At 66.8% G+C, this 26,836-nt stretch carries 25 protein-coding genes and 1 other RNA gene; 13 read left to right on the forward strand and 13 right to left on the reverse strand.

The features are described from left to right. Positions 1-5: 5 nt before the first annotated feature. From J2S73_RS08265 to J2S73_RS08285, 5 genes are all read right to left on the reverse strand, one after another. Entirely contained in the window at positions 6-881 is an 876-nt protein-coding gene (locus J2S73_RS08265; RefSeq protein WP_306886273.1) for an FkbM family methyltransferase, read from the reverse strand. A 22-nt stretch (positions 882-903) separates the two neighbouring features. Further along, the gene (sdhA, locus tag J2S73_RS08270) at positions 904-2,754 is read right to left on the reverse strand and encodes a succinate dehydrogenase flavoprotein subunit (RefSeq protein WP_370874406.1); all 1,851 of its coding nucleotides are present in this window, start codon (positions 2,752-2,754) and stop codon (positions 904-906) included. Positions 2,755-2,758: 4 nt separating this feature from the next. Next, positions 2,759-3,142 (reverse strand): succinate dehydrogenase, hydrophobic membrane anchor protein, encoded by a 384-nt coding sequence (gene sdhD / locus J2S73_RS08275; protein WP_306885044.1) that lies wholly within the window; start codon positions 3,140-3,142, stop codon positions 2,759-2,761. 9 nt (positions 3,143-3,151) lie between these two features. Further along, positions 3,152-3,550, reverse strand: coding sequence for a succinate dehydrogenase, cytochrome b556 subunit (sdhC, locus tag J2S73_RS08280; RefSeq protein WP_306885045.1), 399 nt, complete (start codon positions 3,548-3,550; stop codon positions 3,152-3,154). A 176-nt stretch (positions 3,551-3,726) separates the two neighbouring features. Further along, entirely contained in the window at positions 3,727-4,395 is a 669-nt protein-coding gene (locus tag J2S73_RS08285; RefSeq protein ID WP_306885046.1) for a sulfate transporter family protein, read from the reverse strand. A 252-nt stretch (positions 4,396-4,647) separates the two neighbouring features. Between J2S73_RS08285 and J2S73_RS08290 the strand changes: the two genes are divergently transcribed. Further along, the gene (locus J2S73_RS08290) at positions 4,648-5,649 is read left to right on the forward strand and encodes an adenosine kinase (protein WP_306885047.1); all 1,002 of its coding nucleotides are present in this window, start codon (positions 4,648-4,650) and stop codon (positions 5,647-5,649) included. Positions 5,650-6,313: 664 nt separating this feature from the next. Here J2S73_RS08290 and recR read toward each other — a convergent pair. The 4 genes from recR to ffs all read right to left on the reverse strand — a co-directional run bounded on the left by recR (position 6,314) and on the right by ffs (position 9,521). Then, positions 6,314-6,916, reverse strand: coding sequence for a recombination mediator RecR (gene recR, locus J2S73_RS08295; RefSeq protein ID WP_306885048.1), 603 nt, complete (start codon positions 6,914-6,916; stop codon positions 6,314-6,316). Between the two features lie 285 nt (positions 6,917-7,201). After that, a complete protein-coding gene (locus tag J2S73_RS08300; protein WP_306885049.1) occupies positions 7,202-7,522 on the reverse strand; it encodes a YbaB/EbfC family nucleoid-associated protein in 321 nt (106 codons plus the stop codon). A 5-nt stretch (positions 7,523-7,527) separates the two neighbouring features. After that, on the reverse strand, positions 7,528-9,282 hold the full coding sequence (locus J2S73_RS08305) for a DNA polymerase III subunit gamma/tau (RefSeq protein WP_306885050.1): 1,755 nt from the start codon (positions 9,280-9,282) through the stop codon (positions 7,528-7,530). Between the two features lie 142 nt (positions 9,283-9,424). Then, positions 9,425-9,521, reverse strand: an RNA gene (gene ffs, locus J2S73_RS08310) — signal recognition particle sRNA small type. Positions 9,522-9,645: 124 nt separating this feature from the next. On the opposite strand from ffs, the gene J2S73_RS08315 reads away from it, so the two are divergent. Both J2S73_RS08315 and nudC read left to right on the forward strand, forming a co-directional pair. Continuing rightward, positions 9,646-10,062 carry an HIT domain-containing protein gene (locus J2S73_RS08315; protein WP_306885051.1) on the forward strand — a complete coding sequence of 139 codons (417 nt, stop codon included), beginning with the start codon at positions 9,646-9,648 and terminating at the stop codon, positions 10,060-10,062. Between the two features lie 154 nt (positions 10,063-10,216). Further along, positions 10,217-11,155 (forward strand): NAD(+) diphosphatase, encoded by a 939-nt coding sequence (nudC, locus tag J2S73_RS08320; protein WP_306885052.1) that lies wholly within the window; start codon positions 10,217-10,219, stop codon positions 11,153-11,155. A gap of 4 nt (positions 11,156-11,159) precedes the next feature. On the opposite strand, the gene J2S73_RS08325 is transcribed toward nudC, so the two are convergent. The 3 genes from J2S73_RS08325 to J2S73_RS08335 are packed head-to-tail and all read right to left on the reverse strand — an operon-like array spanning position 11,160 to position 13,337. Beyond that, positions 11,160-11,612: a YybH family protein gene (locus J2S73_RS08325; protein WP_306885053.1), complete on the reverse strand. Its 453-nt coding sequence runs from the start codon at positions 11,610-11,612 to the stop codon at positions 11,160-11,162. Between the two features lie 57 nt (positions 11,613-11,669). Next, positions 11,670-12,572 (reverse strand): prephenate dehydratase, encoded by a 903-nt coding sequence (locus J2S73_RS08330; RefSeq protein WP_306885054.1) that lies wholly within the window; start codon positions 12,570-12,572, stop codon positions 11,670-11,672. 33 nt (positions 12,573-12,605) lie between these two features. Beyond that, a complete protein-coding gene (locus J2S73_RS08335; RefSeq protein WP_306885055.1) occupies positions 12,606-13,337 on the reverse strand; it encodes a 3-deoxy-manno-octulosonate cytidylyltransferase in 732 nt (243 codons plus the stop codon). Between the two features lie 201 nt (positions 13,338-13,538). On the opposite strand from J2S73_RS08335, the gene J2S73_RS08340 reads away from it, so the two are divergent. The 9 genes from J2S73_RS08340 (at position 13,539) to J2S73_RS08380 (ending at position 25,165) form a co-directional block, all read left to right on the forward strand. Next, the gene (locus J2S73_RS08340) at positions 13,539-14,729 is read left to right on the forward strand and encodes a c-type cytochrome (protein ID WP_306885056.1); all 1,191 of its coding nucleotides are present in this window, start codon (positions 13,539-13,541) and stop codon (positions 14,727-14,729) included. A gap of 152 nt (positions 14,730-14,881) precedes the next feature. Then, positions 14,882-16,744, forward strand: a complete 1,863-nt coding sequence (locus J2S73_RS08345; RefSeq protein WP_306885057.1) for an extracellular solute-binding protein — start codon at positions 14,882-14,884, stop codon at positions 16,742-16,744. Further along, positions 16,741-18,648 carry an extracellular solute-binding protein gene (locus J2S73_RS08350; RefSeq protein ID WP_306885058.1) on the forward strand — a complete coding sequence of 636 codons (1,908 nt, stop codon included), beginning with the start codon at positions 16,741-16,743 and terminating at the stop codon, positions 18,646-18,648. Before J2S73_RS08345 ends, J2S73_RS08350 begins: the two co-directional genes overlap by 4 nt. A gap of 12 nt (positions 18,649-18,660) precedes the next feature. Next, positions 18,661-19,818 (forward strand): microcin C ABC transporter permease YejB, encoded by a 1,158-nt coding sequence (locus J2S73_RS08355; RefSeq protein WP_306885059.1) that lies wholly within the window; start codon positions 18,661-18,663, stop codon positions 19,816-19,818. A gap of 46 nt (positions 19,819-19,864) precedes the next feature. Further along, positions 19,865-20,992 carry an ABC transporter permease gene (locus tag J2S73_RS08360; RefSeq protein WP_306885060.1) on the forward strand — a complete coding sequence of 376 codons (1,128 nt, stop codon included), beginning with the start codon at positions 19,865-19,867 and terminating at the stop codon, positions 20,990-20,992. Between the two features lie 8 nt (positions 20,993-21,000). Then, the gene (locus J2S73_RS08365; protein ID WP_306885061.1) at positions 21,001-22,638 is read left to right on the forward strand and encodes an ABC transporter ATP-binding protein; all 1,638 of its coding nucleotides are present in this window, start codon (positions 21,001-21,003) and stop codon (positions 22,636-22,638) included. Between the two features lie 110 nt (positions 22,639-22,748). After that, on the forward strand, positions 22,749-23,204 hold the full coding sequence (locus tag J2S73_RS08370) for a DUF2852 domain-containing protein (protein WP_306885062.1): 456 nt from the start codon (positions 22,749-22,751) through the stop codon (positions 23,202-23,204). Between the two features lie 121 nt (positions 23,205-23,325). Next, the gene (locus J2S73_RS08375) at positions 23,326-24,105 is read left to right on the forward strand and encodes a M48 family metallopeptidase (protein ID WP_306885063.1); all 780 of its coding nucleotides are present in this window, start codon (positions 23,326-23,328) and stop codon (positions 24,103-24,105) included. 100 nt (positions 24,106-24,205) lie between these two features. Then, on the forward strand, positions 24,206-25,165 hold the full coding sequence (locus tag J2S73_RS08380) for an AEC family transporter (protein ID WP_306885064.1): 960 nt from the start codon (positions 24,206-24,208) through the stop codon (positions 25,163-25,165). On the opposite strand, the gene J2S73_RS08385 is transcribed toward J2S73_RS08380, so the two are convergent. After that, positions 25,159-25,890 (reverse strand): DUF2927 domain-containing protein, encoded by a 732-nt coding sequence (locus tag J2S73_RS08385; RefSeq protein WP_306885065.1) that lies wholly within the window; start codon positions 25,888-25,890, stop codon positions 25,159-25,161. The two genes, J2S73_RS08380 and J2S73_RS08385, sit on opposite strands and share 7 nt — an antisense overlap. A 214-nt stretch (positions 25,891-26,104) precedes the next feature. On the opposite strand from J2S73_RS08385, the gene J2S73_RS08390 reads away from it, so the two are divergent. Beyond that, on the forward strand, positions 26,105-26,734 hold the full coding sequence (locus tag J2S73_RS08390; protein WP_306885066.1) for a DNA-3-methyladenine glycosylase I: 630 nt from the start codon (positions 26,105-26,107) through the stop codon (positions 26,732-26,734). Positions 26,735-26,836 lie beyond the last annotated feature (102 nt).

Genomic DNA, 26,836 nt, shown 5'->3' on the forward strand with positions numbered 1-26,836 from the left:
TTTCCTCAGCGTGGCGTGTTCAAAGGGGCAGTCGGCGCCCCGGACAGGATGAGCATGACGTTTTCGGCCGTGGTGGCCGCGCGGGTGTAGCCGCGCTCCAGCAGCCCCTGGATCAGATCGCGCTGCCAGAGGTGCGCGTGGGTGGTTTCGGCGACGATCGCCCGCGGCCACCGCTCGCGCGGCACCGAGTCCACGTAGGGCAGGAGCGCCTGGTCCTCGAAGCCCTCGATGTCGATCTTCAGCACGCCCACCGGCGCCGAATAGTCGGCGAGCCGCTCGGCCAGCGGAACGATGTCGACGTCGAAGCCCAGCGAGCGGTCGCCGTCGAAGGCGTGCAGGGACGCACGTCCCGCATTGCCGGAGGCGTTGGCCCACAAGGTCGTCGTGCCGCGCGTCGGGCCGACGGCCACCGGCTCGATCGTCACCCGGTCGGTCAGACCGTTGGCGGCCAGATTGAGGGCGAGCCGCGGCTGCGACACCGGATGCGGCTCGAACGCCACCACGTGGATGCCCTGTGGCCCGCGCGCCGCCGTGGAGACCGAATAGACGCCCAGGTTGGCGCCGATGTCGACGAACAGATCGCCGGGCTGGAGCTGATCCAGGACGAACGCCCGTTCCTCGGCCTCCGGCAGCCGGTGCTTGGCGGCGAGGTCGAAGCCATCCTTGTTGTCGCGCGGCGAAACCCGGAAGGACAGCCCCTCGACCACGATATCGATCTCGTCGGGCGGCATCATCCGGCGCACCCGGCGGCGCACCCAGCTCCGTGCCCCCGGCGCAAGCCGGCGGCCCCGGGCGAGCGCGAGCATGGCACGCATTGCCGCCCCGGGCTTGAGGCTGCCGAACGGCGCGTCCAACGCGCCGCGGCCGGAAAGCTGGGTCATCGCGGTCACCGGCGGTCGGTCCTCAGTAGACCCGCTTGGCCGGCTCGATATAGCCGATGTCGTTCGACAGCGTGTAGGAGTGGACCGGGCGGTAGTCGAGGTTCACTTCGCGCTTGTCGGGATCGCAGAAGGCGAGGGTGTGCTTCATCCACTCGTCGTCGTTGCGGTCCGGGAAGTCCTCGCGGGCGTGGGCGCCACGGGATTCCTGCCGGTTCATCGCGGAGTCCATGGTGACCACGGCCTGGCTGATCAGGTTGTCGAACTCCAGCGTCTCGATCAGATCCGTGTTCCAGATCAGCGACCGGTCGGAGACCTTCACGTCCTCGGCGCCGGCCCAGAGCTCGTGGATCTTGTGGTGGCCCTCTTCGAGCACCTCGCCGGTGCGGAACACGGCGCAGTTCGACTGCATGGTCTTCTGCATCCGGTCGCGCAGCTCCGCCGTCGGCGTGCCGCCGGAGGCGTAGCGGAAGTGGTCGAGACGGGCGATGGCTTCCTCGCCGGCCGTCTTCGACATCTCTGCATGGGTCTGGTTCGGCTGGATCGTCTCGGCGCAGCGGTGGGCCGCCGCACGGCCGAACACGACCAGGTCGATCAGCGAGTTGGAGCCGAGGCGGTTGGCGCCGTGGACCGACACGCAGGCCGCTTCGCCGATGGCCATCAGGCCCGGAACCACCGCATCCGGATCGCCGCCCTTCTTGGTCAGGACCTCGCCGTGGAAGTTGGTCGGGATGCCGCCCATGTTGTAGTGCACGGTCGGCAGCACCGGGATCGGCTCCTTGGTCACGTCCACGCCGGCGAAGATCCGGGCGGATTCGGAAATGCCCGGAAGCCGCTCGTGCAGGATCGCCGGGTCGAGGTGATCCAGGTGAAGGAAGATGTGGTCGGCTTCCTTGCCGACGCCGCGGCCCTCGCGGATTTCCATGGTCATCGACCGGGAGACGACGTCGCGGGACGCCAGGTCCTTCGCCGACGGTGCGTAGCGCTCCATGAAGCGCTCGCCTTCGGAGTTGGTCAGGTAGCCGCCTTCGCCGCGCGAGCCCTCGGTGATCAAGCAGCCCGCACCGTAGATGCCGGTCGGGTGGAACTGCACGAACTCCATGTCCTGCAGCGGCAGGCCGGCGCGCAGCACCATGGCGTTGCCGTCGCCGGTGCAGGTGTGGGCGGAGGTGCAGGAGAAATAGGCCCGGCCGTAGCCGCCGGTGGCCAGGATCACCTTGTGGGCGCGGAAGCGGTGGATCGAGCCGTCGTCGAGCGACATGGCCATGACGCCGCGGCAGGCGCCGTCTTCCATGATCAGGTCGAGGGCGAAATACTCGATGAAGAACTCCGCCGAATGGCGCAGCGACTGGCCATAGAGCGTGTGCAGGATGGCGTGGCCGGTGCGGTCGGCGGCGGCGCAGGTGCGCTGGGCGGTACCCTTGCCGAAGTGGGTGGTCATGCCGCCGAACGGCCGCTGATAGATTTTGCCGTCCTCGGTGCGCGAGAAGGGCACGCCCCAGTGCTCGAGTTCGTAGACGGCGGCGGGCGCGTTGCGGACCAGATATTCGATGGAATCCTGGTCGCCGAGCCAGTCCGACCCCTTCACGGTGTCGTACATGTGCCAGCGCCAGTCGTCCTCGCCCATATTGCCGAGGGACGCAGCGACGCCGCCCTGGGCGGCAACCGTGTGCGAGCGGGTGGGAAAGACCTTGGTGATGCAGGCGGTCTTGAGACCGGCCTCGGCGGAGCCCACGACGGCGCGCAGTCCTGCGCCGCCGGCACCGACCACCACCACGTCGAAGGTGTGGTCGATGATCGGGTAGGCCTCGCCCATCAGGGCCGGCTTTGCGCCGTTGCCCGAACCGTTGCTCCCGGTGCCGTTACTCCCGGCCATGGCTTTAGCCTCCGAAGCTGATTTTCAGAATCGCGAAGATCGAGGCGGCCGCCACGATCAGCGAAAAGAATGTGTTGGCGATCAGCAGAAGTACGCGCTGCGGCTCGCCGTGGATGTAGTCCTCGATGATCACCTGCATGCCGAGGCGCATGTGATAGGCGACCGAGGCGATCATCAGGATGAAGACGATGGCGACCACCGGAGAGGAGAGCCGGTCTAGGACCGTCTCGTAGTTCTCGCCGGCCATCGAGATGAACAGCACGATGAAGAAGATGACCAGCGGCACGTTGGCGAGCGCGGTCAGGCGCTGCTTCCAGAAATGATCGGTTCCGGAGCGGGCCGATCCGAGGCCGCGGACGCGTTTGAGCGGGGTCGTCATGTCAACCATGATGGTTCCTCAGATCACGATCAGCCCGACGATCCAAAGAAGGACCGTCAGCGAAACCGAACCGATGATGGTGGCCCAGGCCAGCCCCTCGCGGGATTTCGCGTCGAAGCCGCGGCCGGTGTCCCAGATGAAGTGGCGGATGCCGCCGAGCATGTGGTGCAGCAGCGCCCAGGTGAAGCCGAACAGCAGGATCATGCCGATCCACGATCCCAGGAAACCGTTCGCAGTTGCGAACGCGTCGGGACCCGTGGCGGCGGCGACGAGCCACCAGACCAGCAGGATGGTGCCGAAGAACAGTGCCGCGCCGGTGATGCGGTGCACGATCGACATCACCATCGTGACGATCGGTCGGTAGACTTGCAGATGAGGTGAAAGCGGGCGGTTTGCCTTGACGTCGGCTTGCGACATTACGCGGTCTCCGGATGGGGCGCCGGGCGATTTCTATCATGGTTCTAGCCTGCGACCAGACCCCCGTCAAAGCCGGGAGGCGCATGGCTGGTCCGCGACGTATTGCAGCGCCCCATCGCCGGCGGAAGTCGGGCGCATGCCTTGAGAATGCGGCGATCTCCGGCGCCGCTTACATGTCACATCCGTTCGCCGGCCGCGATGCGCTTGTGCAGGTGCACCATGAACGCGGTGGCGAAAATCGGGGTGACGAGGTTGAGAATCGGCACCGCCAGAACCCCGGCGATGATCAGCCCGGCGAGGAATATCTGGAAGCTGTGCTGCTGGCGCAGCCGCTTGGTCTCCGCCTCCGAGCGGAACCGCATCGAGGCGGCCTCGAAATATTCCCGGCCCAGCAGATAGCCGTTCACCAGGAAGAAGGCGGCGATGTTGACCACCGGAACCAGCAGCAGGAGCAGGGCCAGGATGTTGCCGAGGATCACCACGCCGGTGAACTTCACCGTGTGCCAGAGCCCACGCATCATCGGCACGTCGGTGCCCGGCCGGTCGCCGGCATAGTCCAGCCGCTCCACCGTGCCCGCGATCTCGTCCTGGAACAGGCCGGCAACGGCCGCCGACACCGGGGCTGCCAGAATGGCGAGGCCGAACACCATCCCGATGCCGGTCAGGACCGACAGGACGGTCTCCATCCAGCCGTAGGGAAGGGTGACCCAGTAGGTCAGCGCCGCCTGCACGCCGAGCCACACGGCGATCAGGAGTGCGATCGTGATGCCCAGCGTCTTCAGGAACACCGGGCGGAACGGCTGGGAGAAAATCTCGGAAAAGGCGCGGGACGCGCTCGACAGCATGGGCGAAGGGTCCGGTTTGTCCGATCGGCGGATGACGACGGCTGGCGCCGACATAGGCCTTTCCGGGATGGGGCTCAAGCGTGGGCTTCGGACCGATCCGAGCGGCGGGGGTGGCAATCCGGGCCGTTCTCTGTAAGGTTCGCGCCACTTCGAACCTCACAATTCGAGATCCGGTCGTTTCCGCGCCGCTGGCTGCGATGGCGATCGGAAGTCTTCGAACAGACCCGACCAAGCAAGGAGGACCGACCACTAATGGCCGCGCCGCGCTATGACGTACTCGGGATCGGAAACGCGATCTTCGATATTCTCGCCCACGTCGACGACGACTTCATTGTCCGTGAAAATCTGACCAAGGGATCGATGCGCCTGGTCGACGGGGACGAGATCGCCCGCCTCTACGCCGATCTGGGCCAGGTGGTCCGGATTTCCGGCGGTTCCGGCGGCAACACCATCGCCGGCATTTCCTCGCTTACCGGCAAGGCCGCCTATATCGGCAAGGTTGCCGACGACGAGTTCGGCGAGGCCTACCGCCACGACATGCGCGGTGTGGGCGTCGCGTTCGACACCAAGCCGCTCTCCGGCGGCGCGCCGACGGCCAGCTGCCTCGTTCTGGTCACGCCGGACGGCGAGCGCACCATGAGCACCTTCCTCGGTGCCTGCCAGGCGCTCGGCCCGGACGACGTCGATCCGGCGCTGGTCGCCGATGCCGAAGTCACCTTCCTGGAAGGCTATCTCTGGGATCCGGCCGACGCCAAGGAAGCGTTCCGCAAGGCCGCGGAGATCGCGCACCAGAACGGCCGCAAGGTCGCGCTGACGCTGTCCGACACCTTCTGCGTCGACCGGTTCCGCTCCGAGTTCCTGGAGCTGATCAAGTCCGGCACCGTCGACATCGTCTTTGCCAACGAGCACGAGCTGCGCGCGCTTTACGAGACGTCGGACTTCGACAGCGCCGTCGCCGCGCTGCGCCAGGATGCCAAGCTCGCCGCCGTGACCATGGGCGGCGAGGGCTCGCTGACCGTCACCCGCGACGAGACCCACCACGTGAAGGCCGCGCCGATCGACAAGATCGTCGATTTGACCGGCGCGGGCGACCTCTACGCCGGCGGCTTCCTGTTCGGTCTGGCCCGCGGCCTGCCGCTGCCCGACTGCGCCGCCATCGGCGGCATCGCGGCGGCCGAGGTGATCCAGCACATCGGCGCCCGGCCCGAGGTCGCGCTGGTCGATCTCGTCCGGCAGGCCGGCTTCAAGGTCTGAGGCTGCGCCTCGACCGAGCATTGACGACAGCGGCCCGCCCTCTTGGCGGGCCGTTTTTTTGTCTCGCGGCGCGAGCGAGCCCGCGCTCGCGGCGGTTCGGCTTGTCCCTCACGCCGAGTTCGCTGCGCTCACCGGCTCCGGGTGGGCGGCCTGACCGGCCGGCGCGCGGTCGCGCGCTGGTGGTGGAGGAGGTGAGGGGCGAGTTGTTTGAGGGAGCGCCAACCCACACTCCGCTCATCCCCGCGAAAGCGGGGATCCATAGGGCGGCTGCGCCAGATTCAGGCAGGATGATAGGGAGGTTCGGGCTATCCTCTCGCCATGACCTTCCATGTGGGGATGACCGACGACCTCGCGCGCCGGGTACACGAATACAAGACCGGAGCCCTGCCAGGCTTCACACGGACCCACCGGATCAAGACCCTCGTCTGATACGAGGTCCACGAGAACCGGGAAGCGGCCTTCGTCCGCGAGCGGCAGATCAAGAAATGGCGGCGGGAGTGGAAGATTGCCCTGGTTCTTCAGGAGAACGGGGAATGGCGCGATCTCCACGAAACGCTTCAGCTCTGACGGTGAGGCCCTATGGATCCCCGCTTGCGCGGGGATGAGCGGAGTAAATGGCTCTGCCTGTCCGACTCTCGACGGCGGCGGGGGAGAATCTCTCCCCCTAAAAAGGCCGGCGCTGCCGCATGGCGGCCGACAGCGTGCCCTCGTCGAGATAGTCGAGTTCGCCGCCCACCGGCACGCCGGAGGCGAGCCGCGTGACCGTCACGCCGAGCCCGCTCAGCTGCTCCATCAGATAATGGGCGGTGGTCTGGCCCTCGACGGTGGCGTTCACCGCCAGGATGATCTCCGTCACCTCCGCTGAATGGGCACGCTCGATGAGCTGCGGAATGTTGAGTGCGTCCGGCCCGATCCCGTCCAGCGCCGACAGGGTGCCGCCGAGCACATGATATCTGGCGGAGATCGCCGCGGCGCGCTCCAGCGCCCAGAGATCGGAGACGTCCTCCACCACGACGATCAGCGAGGCGTCGCGGCGTGGGTCGGTGCAGATGGAGCACGGGTCGGCGGTGTCGATGTTGCCGCAGGTCGAGCACACCTTCACCGCTTCCGCCACCTCCGTCAGGGCGTTCGCCAGCGGCGTCAGCAGGGCCTCGCGCTTCTTGACCAGCGTCAGCGCCACGCGCCGGGCCGAGCGCGGCCCTAGCCCCGGCAGTTTTGCCAGGAGCTGGATCAGGCGCTCGATTTCTGGTCCGGTGGTGGCGGCCATGGGTGGTGTTCGGTCTGGCTTGTGGAACGGGCGCGGCAGGGCGGAGGGAGGATGCGATTCGTGAGGCGCTGCCTATTCTCCGCTCATTCCCGCGAAAGCGGGACTCCGGAGTGAGGCAGATGCCCCGGGCGCATCAGGGTGTGGCTCGGGAAGGAGAACGGAGCGTCGACCGCTTTCCAAAGGGCAGGTCGGCACCCCTCTTCGAACCCGCCTGATTCCTGCGTTCGCGGAAACGGCCGGAGTGGGGACGATCTGCGGGGCGAACGGCGGCTCCGGCGGGCCGCCTCACATGCCGGGCATCATTCCCGGCGGCAGGCCCATGCCCGACATGATCTCCTGGGTCTTCTCCTGGACGGCCACGTCCACCTTGGCCTTGGCGTCGGTGTGGGCGGCGACGATCAGGTCCTCCAGGATCTCCGCCTCTTCCGGCTTCATCAGGGTGGGATCGATGGTCACCCCGAGCAGTTCCTGCTTGCCGTTGACGCGGACCTTGACCAGCCCGCCTCCGGACGTGCCCTCGGCCTCGACGGCGCCCATCTGCTCCTGAAGGTCGCCCATCTTCGACTGGAGCTCCTTCGCCTGCTTCATCATCTTCATAAAGTCCACGGGAGCTACTCCTCGTTCTCGTCGTCCGGCGGCGCGTCCACGGCCGGTTCATCGGTTTCGGTGACGCGGACATCGACGATCTCCGCGCCGGGAAAGCGGTTCAGCACCGCGGCCACGATCGGGTCTGTGGCGGCATCGGCCCTGAGCGCCTCCGCGGTGCGGGCGCGCTCCTCGTGCAGCGTCTCGCCGCCCTCGTCGGAGGACACCGCCACGATCCAGCGCCGGCCGGTCCATTCCGTCAGCCGGGTCCCCAGCTCGCCGGCCAGTGTGGTCGGCGCATTGGGCACCATTGCGACCTCGATCCGGCCCGGCTCGAACTTGACCGGCCGCATCTGCCGCTCGACCGCAAACTTGAGCTGGACGGCACGCATCTCGCCCGCGAGCGCGGCCACGTCCTGCAGCGATTCCAGCTTCGGCCCGGCTGCCGGAACCGCTTCGGCGCGGGGGGCAGGGGCCGGAGCCGGCGCTTCCTGGCGAACCGGATCGGCCGGCCGGCCGCCGGCCTGGGCGGCACGGGCCTGGGGCGGGGGCGGTCCCCCGCCACTGTCCGCCGCCGGTTGGGAGGGTGCCGAGCCGGCAGGGGCACCGCCTCCGAGCGCCTTGAGCACGGCGTCCGGGGTCGGCAGGTCGGCGGAGTGCGCCAGTCGCACCAGCACCATTTCGGCGGCTGCCAGCGGCTTGGCGGCGTTCTGCACCTCCGGCAGGCCCTTGAGCAGGATCTGCCAGGCGCGGGACAGGACCGGGACTGACAGGGTCTCGGCGAAGGCGGCGCCGCGGGTGCGCTCTTCCTCGGTGACGGTCGCGTCGGCGGCCACGTCCGGAACCAGGCGGAACCGGGTGACCAGATGAACGAAGGCGGCCAGGTCGGAGAGGACCGTGGCCGGGTCGGCGCCGCCGGCATACTGCTCGTCCAGTTCGGCGATCGCGCCGGCGATGTCGCCGCGCATGACCATCTCGAACAGATCCACAACCCGGGCCCGGTCGACCAGCCCGAGCATGTCCTTCACCGAGGCGGCCGAGACCGCGCCGGCGCCGTGGGCGATCGCCTGATCCATCAGCGAGAGCGCGTCGCGCACCGATCCCTCGGCGGCCCGGGCGATCAGACGGTAGGCCTCGTCCTCGACGGACACGCCCTCGGATTTCGCGATCGACGTGAGGTGGGCGACCAGCGGCTCCGCGTCCACCCGGCGCAGGTCGAAGCGCTGGCAGCGCGACAGCACCGTGACCGGGACCTTCCGGATCTCGGTGGTCGCGAACACGAACTTCACGTGCTCCGGCGGCTCCTCGAGCGTCTTCAGAAGGCCGTTGAACGCCGCCGTCGAGAGCATGTGCACCTCGTCGATGACGTAGACCTTGTAGCGCGCCGACACGGGCTTGTAGCGCGCCGCCTCGGTGATCTCCCGGATGTCGTTGATGGAGGTGTGGGAGGCCGCGTCCATCTCGATGACGTCGACGTGGCGGCCTTCCATGATCGCCGCGCAGTGCTCGCCGAGTTCGGGCATGTCGATGGTCGGACGGTCGGCGGTCGCCGTTTCGTAGTTGAGAGCGCGCGCCAGAATGCGGGCGGTGGTCGTCTTGCCGACGCCGCGCACGCCGGTGAGCATCCAGGCCTGGGGGATGCGGCCGGTCTCGAAAGCGTTCTTGAGGGTGCGGACCATCGGCGCCTGGCCGATCAGGTCCTCGAAACTGCGGGGGCGGTATTTGCGCGCCAGAACGCGATACGGTGCGGCCGGGTCCTCGCGGGGTGGTGTGTCGTCCATGACCCGGCGCCGGAGTTCCCTGGATCACGGGGCGGTCGGACCCGCGGATCCGAAGCGCACGTCGTGATCGATCGCGTTGGCGGGAGCGGAAGCAGGCGACCCGGCCCGCTTCTCCTTCGTTCCGCCCGTTACGAGCGGAAAGGTGGGAGGCTGGCACGGTGACCCGTGCCTGGCTCGTTAGGGCTGCTTCCTTCCGGACCTGACCCGGTTGGCGAGTGACCCGTCCACTGCCAACCTCCCGACTTCTCTATATCAAAGGTCGCCCCCCTTTTGGCAAGGCCGCAGGACGTGCGAATTTTCGCCTCCAAAGCCGGTCCGCCCGATTGTCCACCGAAGCCGGCAGCGAAATTGGGGAGACCGTCCATGGCCCACGCCTTCGCGCTCGACGAGCGCCTTGCAGCCGACACGATGGAAGTCACCGAGCTGGAGCTGTGCACGGTCCGGCTGATGAACGACCGCACCTATCCTTGGCTGATCCTGGTGCCGCGCCGCGCCGACTGCGTGGAACTGATCGATCTCGATCCCGGCGATCGCGCCGTCTTGATGGAGGAGATCGCGCTGGTCTCGCGGATCCTCAGGCAGGAGACCGACGCGGAGAAGCTCAACGTGGCCGCCCTCGGCAACGCGGTCCCGCAGCTCCATATCCATGTCATCGCCCGCTTCGCCGACGATCCCGCCTGGCCCGGCCCGGTGTGGGGAAAGACCCAGCCGCTGCCGTGGGACGGGCTGGAGAGCGCCGACTTCACGGCCCGGCTGGACAAGGCCCTGCAGGAAAGCTGAACCGCCGTACGCGCCCGCCGGCTTGATTGCGGCCGGCGCAGTCGCCACGGTTAAGGGGGAGCCGGGATGAACCGGTTTCCGATTCGCCGATGGGCGCGCCCAGGCCGGGCGCGATCCGGTTCCCGCCCGGCGGCCTCTGGTGACAAGGACGACGATGCAGCGCGCCAAAAATCCGATCTTTCCGCCTTTCGAAGCGTCGGCAGAGACCGGGTTTGCGGGAAATCGCATCGATCGCATCGCCGAGGCGCGCGAAAATCTTCCATCTGTGGAAAAACTTGCGGAGCAGGCCGATGCCCGCTTCTTCCTGTTTTCCGACGACAAGGTTCTGATCACGGCCGGCGCCGATGCGCGGGCGGCGCACGAGCGCGGCGTCGCTCGCGACGTCGATGCCGACCTGGCCGGCGCCGTGCTCCTCGGGTTCGAGGATGGGGCGCCGCGCATCGCGGCGTCGGGACGCCTGCCTGAGGAGGCCGGCGCGCTGGACGTCGTCGATCTGCGGACGCTGGCCAGCGAGGCCCGGGTGAGCGCTGCGGATCTCGGCGCGCTCGCCCAGGCGCGCAGCCTTCTGTCCTGGCATCAGCGCCACGGGTTCTGCGCCAACTGCGGGGCGCGGAGCGCGCCGGCACTCGGTGGCTATCGCCGGGACTGCCCGAGCTGCGGGACCCACCATTTCCCGCGCACCGATCCGGTGGTGATCATGCTGCCGATCGACGGCGACCGGTGCGTGCTCGGCCGTCAGTACCGGTTTCAGGAGGGCGTCTATTCCTGCCTCGCCGGCTTCGTCGAGCCGGGCGAGACGCTGGAGAACGCCGTTCGCCGCGAAATCCGCGAGGAAGCGGGCATCGAGGTGGGCGCCGTGGCCTATCATGCGAGCCAGCCCTGGCCATTTCCCTCCAATCTGATGATCGGCTGCTTCGCGGAAGCCCGGTCCTTCGATCTCGTGCGCGAGGTGGAGGAACTGGAGGACGTGCGCTGGTTTCACCGGTCGGACCTGCCGGCGATGATGGCCCGCACCCATCCGGACGGCTTCATGGTGCCGCCGTCGATGGCGATCGCCTATCACCTGATCAAGGCATTCGCGGACGGCGCCTGACACCTCAGGCGTCGTGGAACGTCGCCTCGTCGCGGGCATCCATGTAGATGTCGGACACGATGCGCCAGATCCCGTCTGCCTCGCGGGCGATCACCTTGAGCGAAAAATTCCGTCTCATCGGAATATGCCCGCTCGGGGTCTCCTGGCCTTCCAGCTCCACATAGGTTCGGGCCACGACCACGTCGGCGCCCAGCGCCCGGACGTCGGCGTTCGGTGGGCCTTTCGGCTTGCCCGGGCCGAAGCGCGGATGGGCGAAGAGCTCGTCGAGATAGTCGACGATCGCCTGCCGGCCCTTCAGCGTCGTGCCGAACGCATTCGTCCAGTCGGCGTCCTCGGCATAGATCTCGGCGAGGCCCGTCGTGTCCTGGTTGCGAAAAGCCGTCGCCACGGTTCGCAGGATCGCACCAATGGCGGCGGCGTCGGCTTCGGCGCTCTCCGCGTCGCTGTCGTTCACCATCGTATCGGCTCCGCATGTCTTGATGCGGAAATTGGTGACGCGTTCGGCGCCGGTCCGTCAAGCGGGGTGGCGTGCGCCCGGGCGCAATGCGCGATTCTCCTCCGGCTCGCGGATGTTCGCGCGGAACGGGGCCGCCGGATAGACGCCGAGAATGCGGAACTCACTGGAGAAGAAGGCGAGCTCCTCGAAGGCGAGCTGAACGTTCGGCTGCTCCGGGTGCCCCTCGATTTCCACATAAAACTGGCTGGCGAAGAACTCGCCCTCGAGCTGGTAGGATTCCAGCTTCGTCATGTTGACGTTGTTTGTCGCGAACCCGCCCAGCGCCTTGTAGAGCGCGGCCGGGACGTTGCGCACCCGGTAGAGGAACGACGTGACCACCGGCGTGCCGTCGTTGGGCGCGTTGTCCTCCGTCGGCGACAGGATGACGAAGCGCGTGGTGTTGTGGTCGGCGTCCTCGATGTCCTCCAGGAGAATGTCGAGCCCGTAGATCTCGGCCGCGAGACGCGAGGCGATCGCGCCGAAGCTCTTGTCACCGGCCTCCGCGACCTCCCGCGCCGATCCGGCCGTGTCGGCGGCGACCACCGGCAGCAGGCCGTGCCTGTGCAGGGTCGCGCGGCACTGGCCGAGCGCCTGGACGTGGCTCTGCACCTTCTTCAGGTCCGACAGTTTCGCGCCCGGCACGCCCAGAAGCTGATGGTGGATCGGCTGGAAGTACTCGCCGATGATGTGCAGCTGCGAGGTCGGCAGGAGATGGTGGATGTCGGCCACGCGCCCGTTCTGGGAATTCTCGATCGGGATCATGCCGAGATCGGCCGTCCCGGTGGCGAGCGCGGCGAAGCAGTCCTCGAAGGTCGGGCAGGGAATGGCCTCGCCTTCGGGGAATACCGTGTGGGTCGCGATGTGGGAGTTGGCGCCGGGTTCGCCCTGGAACACGACGCGGGGGCGCGTGGAGCTTGTCATTCTCATTCGTTCGGCGCGCGGACGGAAAGGATCTCAGGAAAGGAGCGCGCGGGCCTTTTCCAGATCCGCGGGGGTATCCACCCCCAGGGGGACCGCGTCAACCACTGCCACGTCGATGCGCATGCCGGCCTCCAGGGCGCGCAGCTGTTCCAGCCGTTCCCGCTTTTCCAGAGGCGATGGCGGAAGCCCCACGAACCGGCTCAAAGCGTCGCGGCGGAAGGCATAGAGCCCGATATGGTGATAGAGCGGCCCATCACCCCACGGCGCGGTGGCGCGGGTGAAATAGAGTGCCCGCAGCCGGTCTGGACCAAGGGGACTGCCGACCACCTTCACGACATTGGGATTGTCGCGTTCGTCCGCATCGGTGATTTCCGCCGCGAGCGTGGCGATCGCCACCTCCGGCTCGTTCAGCGGCCGGAGCGCGGCCCGCACCGTTTCCGGCGCGATCGTCGGCAAGTCGCCCTGAACGTTGACGACCGCGCCCATCCGCGCGTCCGGATCGATTCGGCAGACCGCCTCGAACACCCGGTCGGAGCCGGACGGGTGATCCGCGGCGGTCAGCACCGCCTCGCCGCCCGCATCCTCGACGACTGCGGCGATTTCCGCGTCGTCGCAGGCGACGATCACGCGGCCGATGTCGGCCTCGCGGGCGCGCCGCCAGACCTGCACGATCATCGGGGCGTCGCCGATCATGGCGAGCGGCTTGTCCGGCAAACGCGTGGCTTTGCGGCGGGCCGGTACGACGACGAGCGTGTCAGCGGACATTCGGACTCCGGGGTGTCTTTCAGGGGGTGGTCCGCCGAGGGCGCGTCAATTGCGCGCGCGGCCCGGCGATTGTCTATCGCGCGTCGCGCTTTATACGAGTGGACATAGAATTATTATAGCGGGTAGTGTCCGGCGCGCATTCAGGCTTCAAGGCCGCGATGGCGGCCGCCCGGGCCCTCCGCGACGAGGATGAGGACAAGGATGGATTCGTTCGAATTTAACAAGATCGCTGGTGCGGTGCTCGGCACCCTGCTGTTCGCGATGGCGGTCGGTGTGCTGTCCGATGCGATCTTCGCGAACCATCCGCCGGAGACGCCCGGCTATGAGATCGCGATTCCCGAGATGGAAAACAGCGGCGACGCGCCTGCCGCTCCGAAGGAGACGCCGCTGCCGGTTCTGCTGGCCAACGCGAGCGCTTCGGCCGGCGAGAACGGCGTCAGGGCGTGTCAGGCCTGCCACACCTTCGAGCAGGGCGGGGCCAACAAGGTCGGTCCGAACCTGTGGAACGTGGTCGGCAGCGACGTGCTCGGCCACGCCGACTTCAACTACTCGGCCGGCATGAAGGAGTGGGGCGCGGACAAGACCTGGACGTTCGCCAACCTCGACGCCTTCCTGAAGGATCCGCGCGGCACCGTTCCCGGCACCGCGATGAGCTTCGCCGGCATCAGCAACGACGAGAAGCGTGCCGACGTCATCGTCTATCTCCGTTCGCTCTCCGACAATCCGGTGGCGCTGCCGGCGGTGGAAGAGCAGACGGCGTCTGCCGACACCGGGACCGCGACCGATGCGAGCGGTGGTGCTGCCAGCGGTGGTTCCGACGGGTCGGGCGACACGCAGACCGCGGCTGCTTCTGGCTCCGGCGATGCCTCGGGCTCCGGTGATGCCGCTGCCTCCGGTGACGCGTCGTCCGGCTCCTCTGACGCCGCGGCGTCCGGTTCCTCCGATGCGGCGTCCACCGACACGGCTCAGGCGTCCGCGTCCGGCTCGGGCGATGCGTCCGGCGGTGGTGACGGCTTCGTGCAGATGGTCGCGGCGGCGACGCCGGATGACGGCAAGCGCCAGGCGCGCGTCTGTCAGGCCTGCCACTCCTTCGACAAGGGTGGCCCGAACAAGGTCGGCCCGAATCTCTGGGGCATCGTCGACGCGCCGGTCCTGCACAAGGAAGATTACAGCTACTCCTCCGCGATGCAGGAGTGGGGCAAGGACAAGACCTGGACCTACGCTCTTCTCAATCAGTATCTCGAAGCGCCGATGGACGTCGTTCCGGGGACGAAGATGGCGTTCGCGGGCGTGAAGAGCGAAGAGGACCGCGCCGAGCTGGTCGCCTATCTCCGGTCGCTGGCCGACACGCCGGCTCCGCTGCCGGGCGGCGATTCGTCGTCCAGCCAGTAGGGCGACAGCGCCTTCACGACGAGTTGTTCGAATTCGATGCCCGGTCGCCCGCGACCGGGCATTAAATTTTGGTCATTGCCTCGATCTGCGGTGTCGTCGAGGGGGCCGGCTCCCTAATATGGATGGTGAGTCCGTGAAAGGGATGTCGCCTGATGATGCGTATTTTTCCGCTCGGTGTGGCCGCGTTCTTGACCGCAGCAGCGGCAGCGACGACCGCGCCGGTCCTCGCCCAGGAGCCCCAGTGGCGCCATGCCTCGGCGCTGACCGGGCAGCCGAAATACTCCGAAGGCTTTGACCACTTCGACTACGTGAACCCCGACGCGCCGAAAGGGGGGACGATCCGGCTTCACAGCGTCGGCTCGTTCGACAACCTCAATTTCGTGCCGCGCAAGGGCGATCCGGCACTCGGCCTCGGTCTCATCTACGATACGCTGATGGAGCCGGCCTACGACGAGCTGGATATTTCCGCCGACTACGGCCTTCTGGCCGAAGCGGTGCAGTATCCGAAGGATGCCTCCTGGGTGAAGTACCGCCTGCGCGAAGGTGCGCGCTGGCACGACGGCGAGCCGATCACGCCGGACGACGTGGTGTGGTCGTTCGAGGTGCTGACGGAGAACAATCCCGGTCAGGCCTTCTACTACCGCCATGTGGAAAAGGCCGAAGTGACCGGCGAGCGCGAGGTCACCTTCACGTTCGACCAGGCCGGCAACCGCGAGCTTCCCCACATCGTCGGCCAGTTGCCGATCCTGCCGAAACATTACTGGACGGCAGAAGGCCGCGACATCACCGCTTCGACGGTGGAGGCGCCGCTCGGCTCCGGCCCGTACCGCATCGGCTCGGTCGTTCCCGGACGCTCGATCACCTACGAACGCGTCGACGACTATTGGGGCAAGGATCTGCCGACCAAGCTCGGAACCAACAATTTCGACGAGATCCGCTACGAGTATTACCGCGACGCGGACGTGGCCCGTCAGGCGTTCAAGGCCGACGAATACGACTGGTATCAGGAGCTTTCGGCCAACCGCTGGGCCACCCAGTACGATTTCCCGGCCATCGACAAGGGCTGGGTGAAGAAGCTCGAATTTCCCGACGTCGGGTCCGGGCGCATGCAGGGCTACACGTTCAACCTGCGCCGGGAGAAGTTCCAGGATCCTCGGCTGCGCCGCGCCTTCAACCTCGCCTATGACTTCGAAAGCTCCAACGAGCGGCTCTCCTACGGCCTCAACGAGCGGATCGATTCCTACTTCGCCGGAACCGATCTCGCCGCCTCCGGCCTGCCGGAAGGCGAGGAGCTGGAGATCCTGAAGAGCGTCGAGGAGGAAGTCGACGGGGAGGGAATTCCCCAGACCGTCTTCACCGAGCCTTACGACCTTCCGGTCGGCGGATCGCCCCAGGCGTTGCGGGCCAACCTGCGCGAGGCCTCGCGGCTTCTCAAGGAAGCGGGCTACGAACTGCGCAACGGCAAGCTGACCGATACGGAGACGGGCGAGCCGCTCCAGGTGGAGATCCTGCTGTCGTCGCCCGGCGCCGAGCGCGGTGCACTCGCCTACAAGGCGGATCTGGAGAAGCTCGGCATCGGCGTTCAGCTGAGGACGGTCGACAGCTCCCAGTACGTGCGCCGGGTTCGGGCCCGCGACTTCGACATCGCGATCTTCGTCTGGGGACAGTCGCTGTCGCCGGGCAACGAGCAGAACGAGTACTGGGGCTCCGAGGCGGCCGACCGGCCGGGCTCCCAGAACTATGCCGGCATCAAGAATCCGGCCATCGACGCCCTGATCCAGCGCATCGTCTTCGCCGACGACCGCGAGACGCTGGTCGCCGCAACCCACGCGCTCGACCGGGTGCTGCTCCACAACGAGTATGTCGTGCCCCAATTCCGGGCGCCGAACGACCGCATCGTCTACTGGGATCGGATCGACCATCCCGAGACGCTGCCGAAGTTCACCCCCGGTTTCCCGACGATCTGGTGGTATGACGAGGAGAAGGCCGCCCGAATCGCGAGGGAAAAGAATTGAGCGTCCGCCGCTCGCTTCCCGTCTCCCGCCGCGGCGCACTGAAAATCGGTGCGCTCGGCGCCTTCGCGTTCGGGGCGTCGGCGCTGCCGTTCAGGCTCGCCGCCGCCCAGCAAGCCTCCGCACCGGCCGGCGGCGCCGGCCGTCACGGCCTGTCGGTTTTCGGCGATCTCGCCCTGCCGCCGGATTTTTCGCAGTTTCCCTACGTGGATCCGGACGCGCCGAAGGGCGGAACGCTGCGCATCCTGCCCTCCCAGTGGGGCTTCAATCAGAACCCGCTCACCTACAACACCTTCAACACGTTCATCCTGGCCGGCGACGCGCCGCCGATGATGGAGATGTGCTTCGACACGCTGATGGTGCGCCAGCTCGACGAGCCTGACGCCGTCTACGGGCTGGTGGCCGACACCGTTTCGGTCTCCGACGACGAGAAGACCTTCTCCTTTCACCTCAGGCCCGAAGCACGGTTTCACGACGGCTCCCCGCTCACGGCCGAGGACGTCGCCTTTTCCCTTCAGACGCTTCGTGACGAGGGACATCCCTCGCTGCGCCAGGTGCTGAGCTGGATGGAGCGAGCCGAGGTGGAGGATGCGGAAACCGTCGTCGTGGTGCTCAAGCCGGAGGCCAGCAACCGCCTGCCGCCGACGATCGCGACCATGCCGATCCTGTCGAAGGCCTACTACACCGAGAACGACTTCCAGCGCTCCAGCCTTGAGCCGCCGCTGTCGTCCGGCCCTTACAGGGTCGGCGAGCACGAGACCGGCCGCTACGTGAATTATGAGCGCGTTGCCGACTGGTGGGCGGCCGATCTGCCGGTGTCCCGCGGGCAGCACAATTTCGATATCGTCCGCGTGGAATTCTTCCGGGATCGCCAGATCGCGTTCCAGGCGCTGACCAACGGGACGCTGACCTTCCGCGAGGAATCGATCTCCAAGAACTGGGTCACGGCCTACGATTTTCCGGCGGTGCGCGACGGCGAGGTCATCAAGAACGAGTTCCCCGACAATCGTCCGTCGGGCGCCCAGGGTTGGTTCATCAACACCCGCCGCAAGAAATTCGCCGATCCGCGCACCCGGCAGGCGCTGGGGCTCGCTTTCGATTTCCAGTGGACCAACGAGAACCTGTTCTACGGCCTCTACGAGCGGGTTGCCTCGTTCTTCGAGAACTCCGACATGATGGCGGAGGGGATGCCGAGCGAGGCGGAGCTCGCGCTCATGGAGCCTTTGCGCGACCAGATCCCGGAGGCCGCGTTCGGTGAGGCCTGGACGCCCCCGGTTTCCGACGGTTCAGGGTCGGACCGCACCCTGCTGCGCGAGGCCAATGACCTGCTGATGCAGGCGGGCTGGCAGCGCGACGGCCGCAATCTCGTCGACGCGGACGGCAACCCGTTCACCATCGAGCTTCTGGGCAACAGTCCCAGCTTCGAGCGGATCGTGCAGCCCTATGCGCGCAATCTGGAGCGTCTCGGCATCCAGATGAATTTCCGGCTGGTCGATCCCGCCCAGTTCCAGTCGCGCCTGAACGGGTTCGATTTCGACATGGTGGGGCGGCGCTTTGCCCTGAGCGCGACGCCCGGCGAAGGCATCCGGGAGTTCTGGACGTCGGAGGCGGCCGACACCGACGGGTCGTCCAACCTGTCCGGTATCCGCAATCCGGCGATCGATGCGCTGGTGGCGAAACTCGTCAATGCTCCGACCCGCGAGGACATGGTGACGGCCGCCCGTGCCCTCGACCGTGTTCTGCGCGTCGGGTTCTACTGGGTGCCGAACTGGTACAGCGCCACCCACCGGGTGGCGTACTGGGATCTGTTCGGTTACCCGGAGAAGACGCCGCACTACGCCTTCCCGGTGGCCGCCACCTGGTGGTGGGATGCCGACAAGGCGGCCGCCCTCGGACGCGACGGATAGGAACAGCGCTGCATGGCCTCCTACATCGTTCGGCGACTGCTGCTGATCGTTCCGACCCTGCTCGGGATCATGCTGATCTCGTTCCTGGTTGTGCAGTTCGCGCCCGGCGGCCCGGTCGAACGCGTCATCGCCCAGCTCCAGGGAATGGACGTGTCCGCCACCGCCCGCATCTCCGGGGGAGGCGGCGATTTCGGCGGTGGCTCGGAACCGGGCGCGTCGAGTTCCGGAGCATCCGACAGCGTGACCTCGCGCTATCGCGGCGCTCAGGGCCTCGATCCGGAGTTCATTCTCGAGCTGGAGCAGCAGTTCGGCTTCGACAAGCCACCCGTCGAGCGCTTCCTGCTGATGATCTGGAACTATATCCGCTTCGATTTCGGGGAGAGCTATTTCCGCGACATCGGCGTTCTGGAACTGATCGCGGAGAAGCTTCCGGTCTCCATCTCCCTCGGGCTGTGGATGACCCTGATTTCCTACGGCATCTCCATCCCGCTCGGCATTTCCAAGGCGGTGCGCGACGGCTCGCGCTTCGACGTTTGGACCTCCGGCGTCATCATCGTCGGCTACGCGATCCCGGGCTTCTTGTTCGCCGTGCTGCTGATCGTCCTGTTCGCCGGCGGGTCCTTCTATGACTGGTTTCCGTTACGGGGGCTCTTGTCGGAAGGGGTGCGCGGGATCACCTGCGCGCCATGGAGCAACGCCTTCGACGCCCAGCGCTGTGTCACCGTCGTCATTCCGGACTATTTCTGGCACCTGACCCTGCCGATCATCGCCATGTCGCTGTCGGCGTTCGCCACGACGACGCTTCTGACGAAGAACTCCTTCCTGGAAGAGATCCGCAAGCAGTACGTCATGACGGCCCGGATGAAGGGTCTGACCGACCGGCAGGTGCTCTACGGGCATATCTTCCGCAACGCCATGCTGATCATCATCGCCGGCTTTCCGGGCGCGTTCATCTCCGCCTTCTTCACGGGCTCTCTGCTGATCGAGACCATCTTCTCCCTCGACGGGCTCGGCCTGCTCGGCTTCGAATCCATCATCAACCGCGACTACGCCGTGGTCTTCGCGACCCTCTACATCTTCTCGCTGGTGGGCCTGTTCGTGAACCTGATCACGGATCTGACCTATATGTGGGTCGATCCGCGGATCGACTTCGAGAGCCGGGAGGTCTGACCCGGTGGAGGCACGCGTCGATCCATCCAACGAGGAGACGGCCCCGGTGACGTCCGCGCCGGCCACGGGTAGGGGCGTGCTCAATCTGTCGCCCCTGAACCGGCGGCGCTGGCGCAACTTCCGCGGCCACAGGCGGGGCTACTGGTCGCTCTGGATCTTCCTGGTCCTGTTCGTCCTGACCCTGTTCGCGGAGTTCCTGGCCAACGACCGGCCGCTCCTGATCTCCTATCAGGGCGAGCTGCTGTCGCCGGTCTTCGTCGACTATCCGGAGGAGCGGTTCGGCGGCTTCCTTGCGGTGACCGACTATCGCGACCCGTTCATCCAGGAGGAGATCCAGGCCAACGGCTGGATGATCTGGCCGCCGATCCGCTATTCCTACGCGACGGTCAACAACGAGCTTCCGGTGCCCGCACCCTCTCCGCCGACCTGGATGCTGTCGGCCGCCGAGCGCTGCCAGGGCTACATGGACGGCGCCGCCGATCCCAACTGCACGCCGTGGAACTGGAACTGGCTCGGCACCGACGATCAGGGCCGCGACGTCGCCGCCCGGCTGATCTACGGCTTCCGGATCTCCGTCCTGTTCGGTCTGGTCCTGACCATCCTGTCCTCGATCGTCGGCGTCGGGGCCGGCGCGGTGCAGGGCTACTTCGGTGGCTGGACCGATCTCATCTTCCAGCGCGTGATCGAGATATGGACCTCGATCCCTGCGCTTTATCTGCTGCTGATCATTTCCTCGATCATCACGCCAAGCTTCTGGGTTCTCTTGGGAATCCTGCTCCTGTTCTCCTGGGTCGCGCTGGTGGGCGTGGTGCGCGCGGAGTTCCTGCGTGCGCGAAACTTCGAGTACGTCACCGCGGCCAAGGCGCTCGGCGTGGGCAACCGCACGATCATGTGGCGCCATCTGCTGCCCAACGCGATGGTGGCGACGCTCACCTTCATGCCGTTCATCCTGAACGGGTCGATCACGACCCTGACCTCGCTGGACTTTCTGGGCTTCGGTCTGCCGCCGGGCTCGCCGTCGCTCGGCGAGCTGCTCGCCCAGGGCAAGAACAACCTGCAGGCGCCCTGGCTGGGCATCACGGGCTTCCTCGTGATCTCCATCATGCTGTCGCTGCTGATCTTCATCGGCGAGGCCGTGCGCGACGCGTTCGATCCGCGCAAGACGTTCGTGTGAGGAAGCCGATGACCGGTCACGAAGAGCTGCTTCAGATCAAGGATCTCGCCGTCTCCTTCCGCCAGGAGGAGGGGGAGCCTGTCGCCGCGCTCAACGGCGTCACGCTCTCGGTGAAGAAGGGCGAGACCGTCGCGATCGTCGGCGAGTCCGGTTCCGGCAAGTCGATCACGGCCCTGTCCGTGGTCCGGCTCCTGCCGTATCCGACGGCGTTCCATCCCTCCGGCGAGATCCTGTTCCGCGGCCGCGACCTGCTGAAGGCCTCCGAGCGCGAGATGCGGGGCCTGCGCGGCAACGACATCGCCATGGTCTTCCAGGAGCCGATGACCTCGCTCAACCCGCTGCACGAGGTGGGGCGACAGATCAGCGAGATCCTCCGGGTCCACAAGGGGCTGTCGGATGCGGCCGGGCGGGAACGCACGCTGGAGCTTCTCCATGCGGTGGGTATTCCCGATCCCGAGACCCGGCTGAAAAGCTATCCGCATCAGCTCTCCGGCGGCCAGCGCCAGCGCGTCATGATCGCCATGGCGCTCGCCAACGAGCCGGATCTGCTCATCGCCGACGAGCCGACCACCGCCCTCGACGTCACTGTCGCCGCGCAGATCCTGGAGCTCCTGAAGGACCTTCAGAACCGGCTCGGCATGGCGATGCTGTTCATCACCCACGACCTCAACACGGTGCGCCGCATCGCCGACCGGGTCTGCGTGATGACCAAGGGCGACCTGGTGGAGGAAGGACCTGTCACCGAGATCCTCGACCGACCGCAGCACCCCTACACGAAGCACCTGATGGAGGCCGAACCCAAGGGCGCGCCGACCAGGACCGATCGCGACGCGCCGACCGTGGTGGAGGCCGACGACCTCAAGGTCTGGTTCCCGATCAAGCGCGGGCTACTGCGTAAGACGGTGGGCTACGTGAAGGCGGTCGACGGCGCCGACGTGGCGGTTCGGGCCGGCCAGACGCTGGGCGTGGTCGGCGAATCCGGCTCCGGCAAGACCACGCTAGGTTTTGCGCTCCTGCGGCTGATCTCGTCGAAGGGCCGCATCGTGTTCCTGGGCAACCAGATCGATGGCTACTCCTGGAAATCGATGCGGCCGCTCAGGCGCGACATGCAGATCGTCTTTCAGGACCCCTACGGGTCGCTCAGTCCGCGCATGTCGGTGGAAGACATCATCGCCGAGGGCCTCAAGATCCATTTCCCCGCCCTGTCGGCGCGGGAGCGGGTCGAGCGCGTAATCCGGGTGCTCGACGAGGTCGGCCTCGATGCCGCGACGCGCCACCGCTATCCCCACGAATTCTCCGGCGGGCAGCGGCAGCGCATTGCGATTGCCCGCGCGCTTGTCCTCGAGCCCAAGTTCCTCATGCTCGACGAGCCGACCTCGGCGCTGGACATGAGCGTGCAGGCCCAGGTCGTCGACCTGCTGCGCGATCTCCAGCAGCGCCACAACCTGGCCTATCTGTTCATCTCCCACGACCTCAGGGTGGTGCGGGCGCTTGCCAACGACGTGATCGTCATGCGCCAGGGCAAGGTGGTGGAGGCCGGGCCGGCCGAACGCATCTTCGAGGCCCCGCAGACCGACTACACCAAGGCCCTGATGGCGGCCGCTTTCCGGCTTGAAACCATGGATACCGGCGCGGTCGCACAGTAGCGCGTCCCGTTGCCGGCCCGTTCAGGTTGTGCGGGCGCGTCCGAATTTTCTTGAACAGAGCGCGAACCGTCCCCACCTCAAATCCATCGATGGATTTAGTGGGACAGACCATGACCTCAACTCTCGCTCTTCGGCCGGCGTGGACGCCGTTGACCGTTTTCCTCATGGTGCTCGGCTTCATCGTGTTCTGGCCGCTCGGCCTCGCGATGCTGGCTTACATCCTCTGGGGCGATCATTTTCACCGGGTCGCGGATGATGCCCGCGGCCATTTCAAGGGATGCTCCCGGAACATGCGCAAGATGAAGGACACCGCCTTCGCCGCCGGCGTCGGCGGCACCGGCAACGTGGCTTTCGACGAGTACCGCGAGCGCGAGCTCAAGCGGCTCGAAGAGGAACGCCGCAAGCTCGACACCATGCGCGCCGAGTTCGACGACTTCCTGCGCAACCTTCGCCGTGCGAAGGACCAGGAGGAGTTCGACCGGTTCATGTCGGCTCGTACCAACGGCGATACCTCGCCGCGGATGGAGCCGCAGACCGATCCGGCGACGGCTCCCGGCCGGGTCTGATCAGACCTTTTGCGAGCCGGTTTTCCGCCGGCTCGTCTGGATTTCCTGACCTCCAACTTGTTTAAAGGGCCGCCCAGTGCGGCCCTCTTTTTTGTCTGTTTGTCACTCGTAAAGGCGCGGCATGCTGTTCTTTCAACGCTACCGATTCGGGAGGTTTGGATTGCGTTGGAATTTGAGGGCGACGCCCGCTCTGAGAGAAATCGATCTGGATCTGGATGGGACAGCGGTTGCCGTGACGGTGCGCCGCCATGCCAGGGCGCGCCGGACGACATTGCGGATTCCGTCCATGGGCGCACCGGTCGTGACCGCGCCTGTGGGCATGTCGGACGCGGCGCTGGAGCGCTTCGTGCGGGGCCATGCCGACTGGCTCGCTGACAAGCTGTCCCGGCAGACGCCGGCGCGTCCGTTCGAGGACGGTGCCTTCGTGCCGGTCCGCGGCGTCGAGCACAGGATCGACCATCATCCGGGCAGGCGCGGCACCATGTGGCTCGATGAGGACGACGGACAGCCGCTCCTGTGCGTGGCCGGCGAGGAGCAGTATGTCGCCCGCCGGGTGACGGACGGGCTGAAGCGGATGGCGCGCGCCGATCTCGAGGCGAGCGTGGTGCGCCATGCCGCCGCCGTGAACCGGACGGTCACCAGCCTCAAGGTCAAGGAGACGCGCAGCCAGTGGGGCTCGTGCACCAACAAGGGCGCGCTCTCGTTTTCCTGGCGGCTGATCATGGCGCCCCCCTTCGTGCTGGATTATGTGGCGGCCCACGAGGTGGCCCACCTCGTCGAGCACAACCATTCCGACCGCTTCTGGCGCCTGACCGAGAAGCTCGCCCCGCAGACCCCGGAGGCCTGTCGCTGGCTGAAACAGCAGGGGCCGCATCTGTTTACCATCGGCACCGGCGGGTAAGCCCGCTCGGCCGATGGCCGCGCCATGCCGGGTGTGCAGGGGAGGGTCGCGGTGGTGGCGGCTTTGCAGCGGGGGTCAGCTGCGCTAGCACCGATGGTGCATGTCCACTGACACGCTGATCGGCGTCATCCTCCCCGTCTTCGGACTGATCGGCATCGGCTACCTCGTCGCCCGCTTCGGGCTGGTCAGCGACGCGGTTGGCGATGCGCTGGCCGAGTTCGTCTTCAAGGTCTGTCTTCCGCTGCTCCTGTTCCGGACGCTTGCGACGCTCGGCTGGCCGGAGACCTCGCCCTGGCCTATCTGGCTGACCTATTTCGCCGGCGTCGCGATCATCTGGACCATTGCGGCGATCACCATCCGGCGCGTCTTCGGGCGCGACGCCCGGTCCAGCGTGGTCGCCGGCATGGCGGCCGGCTATTCCAACCTGGTCCTTCTCGGCATTGCCGTCATCGATCAGGCGTTCGGCGAAGCGGGGCTCGTCGATATCCTGGTGCTGGTTTCCGTCCATCTGCCGATCATGCTCGTCGCCAGCGAGATCCTGACCGAACGGGCGGAACGGAAGGACGGACTGCGGTCAGCCTCCACCAGCCCGCTCATGCTGACCAGGCGGGTCGCGCTGACGCTCCTGCTCAGCCCGCTGCTGATCGGAATGATGGCAGGCATCGCCTACAACGTTTCCGGTCTGCCGTTTGCCGGGCTTCCGGCAGACCTGATCGAGCGCATCGCTGATATCGCGATCCCGATGGCGCTGTTGTCTCTCGGCATGGGGTTGAAGAAGTACGGCATCCGCGGGGCGATCGTACCGGCGGCCGCAATCGGCATGATCAAGATCCTGGTGTTTCCGGCGATCGTCTATCTGATCGCGGCCTATGTGGTCGGGCTGCCGGACTTTCATGTCGCCGTGCTGACGATCTCCGCGGCCTGTCCGACGGGCGTCAACGCCTACCTGATCGCCAATCGGATCGGCACCGGACAGGCCCTGTCGGCGAATGCGCTCACGCTGACCACGGTCGCCTCGATGGTGTCGATCAGCGTCTGGCTGGCCGTTCTCGGCTACTGATAATAGCCGAGATCTGCGAGGGCGCGGGGGAGAACCTGATTCACCTGGCGGCCGGTCATGCCGGGCCGGATCGAAGGATGGTAGAGCAGCCGCAGCAGCGCCTGATCGAAGCTGGTGAACGTCGTGTGCCGGGAGGTGTCATTGAACACGCTGAGCGACAGCGACGCGTTGTCGTTCATCGGCCCCAGCCCCTGGAGGATCTCCTCCACCATGCACCGTTTGAACAGGTAGGGATCGTCGGCGACGATCACGGCGGTGGAGGAAATGATCCGGCCGCTGCGGGTCTGAACGCCGACGAGGCAGCGCGCTCCCATCGCTACGGCATCGGTGTTGAGCTCCGTGGAGACGACGTGGGCAAAGTCGCTCCGGTCGACCAGATAGATCACGAAGTTCGCCGTCGCCGGATCGCGCACGAGCATCGCCTTGAGGCCGTCGATCTTGCCGGGAAGCTCGGCGATGAAGGCGTGAACGGCAGCGGTCTGATCCTGGCGGGCCCGGTTGATCACATGGAAGCGGACGGGGCCGGTGAATTTCTTCACGCGCTGGGAGTCGCCGTGATGGCTGCCGTATTCGAGGCCGAAGACGACCTTGTAGAAGGCGTCGCGCAGCGATCCGGGATCGAGAGCGTCGGAGGCTTTCGCGGGAAGCGCGGACGTGAGCAGCGCCACGAGCGCGAAGCCCGCTGCTATCCGGCTGACACTGGCTGCGTGCCTGCTCGCGCGCATCTGCAATCGTCCGTTTGCTCCCTGACATTTGACAATCGCAAATCTGGCGTCCTGGGCGCAAGCCTGAGCGTGCGCGGCAGTAAACCCGGCTCGCTTCGGATCCGACTGGCAGCCCGGTTGTCCGCCACTGACGAAATCGGGTTGCAGGCGGCTTACACAGGGCTTTTAGGATGGGCCGGCGCGGCCCGCCAGGATCTTCCAGAAGGATGCAACGATGAGTGACGGCCTGATCGAGGGGGCGGACGGAAAGCTGCGCTGCCCGTGGCACGGCAACCAGCCGGACTATCTCGCCTATCACGACCAGGAGTGGGGACGGCCCGTCGGCGACGACCGGCGCCTGTTCGAGAAGATCGTGCTGGAAGGCTTCCAGTCGGGCCTGTCCTGGCTGACGATCCTCCGCAAGCGGGAGAATTTCCGGGCCGCGTTCGCAGAGTTCGATTTCGAGACGGTCGCTTCCTTCGGCGATGCGGATGTCGAGCGGCTCCTGGGCGACGCCGGCATCATTCGTCATCGCCGCAAGATCGAATCCGCCATCAACAACGCCCGCCGCGCCCGGGAGCTGGTCGACGCGGAAGGGTCGCTCGCGGCCTTCCTCTGGCGCTTCGAGCCGCTCGCCGCGGAGCGTCCGGACCGGCTCGACTGGGAGAGCCTGCGCACTCTGGCGCAGACCGAACGGTCGACGGCACTCTCGAAGGAGCTGAAACGGCGCGGCTGGTCCTTCGTCGGCCCGACCACGCTCTACGCCTTCATGCAGGCGGTCGGCCTCGTGAACGATCATGCTGAGGGGTGCTGTGTGCGGGCGGAGGTCGAAGCGGAACGACAGGCCTTCCGGCGGCCGACGTGAGGGGGCCGGGTTCGAAGAGAAAACGGGATGCGGCCGGTGATCCACGCCGGGGCTGGCCGCGTAATTCAGGGTGCGTGCCGGACGCCCCCCGCGTTTCCCCTC

Origin of the sequence: Amorphus orientalis (assembly GCF_030814015.1) — a bacterium.
In the GTDB taxonomy this organism is placed as follows: Bacteria; Pseudomonadota; Alphaproteobacteria; order Rhizobiales; family Amorphaceae; genus Amorphus; species Amorphus orientalis.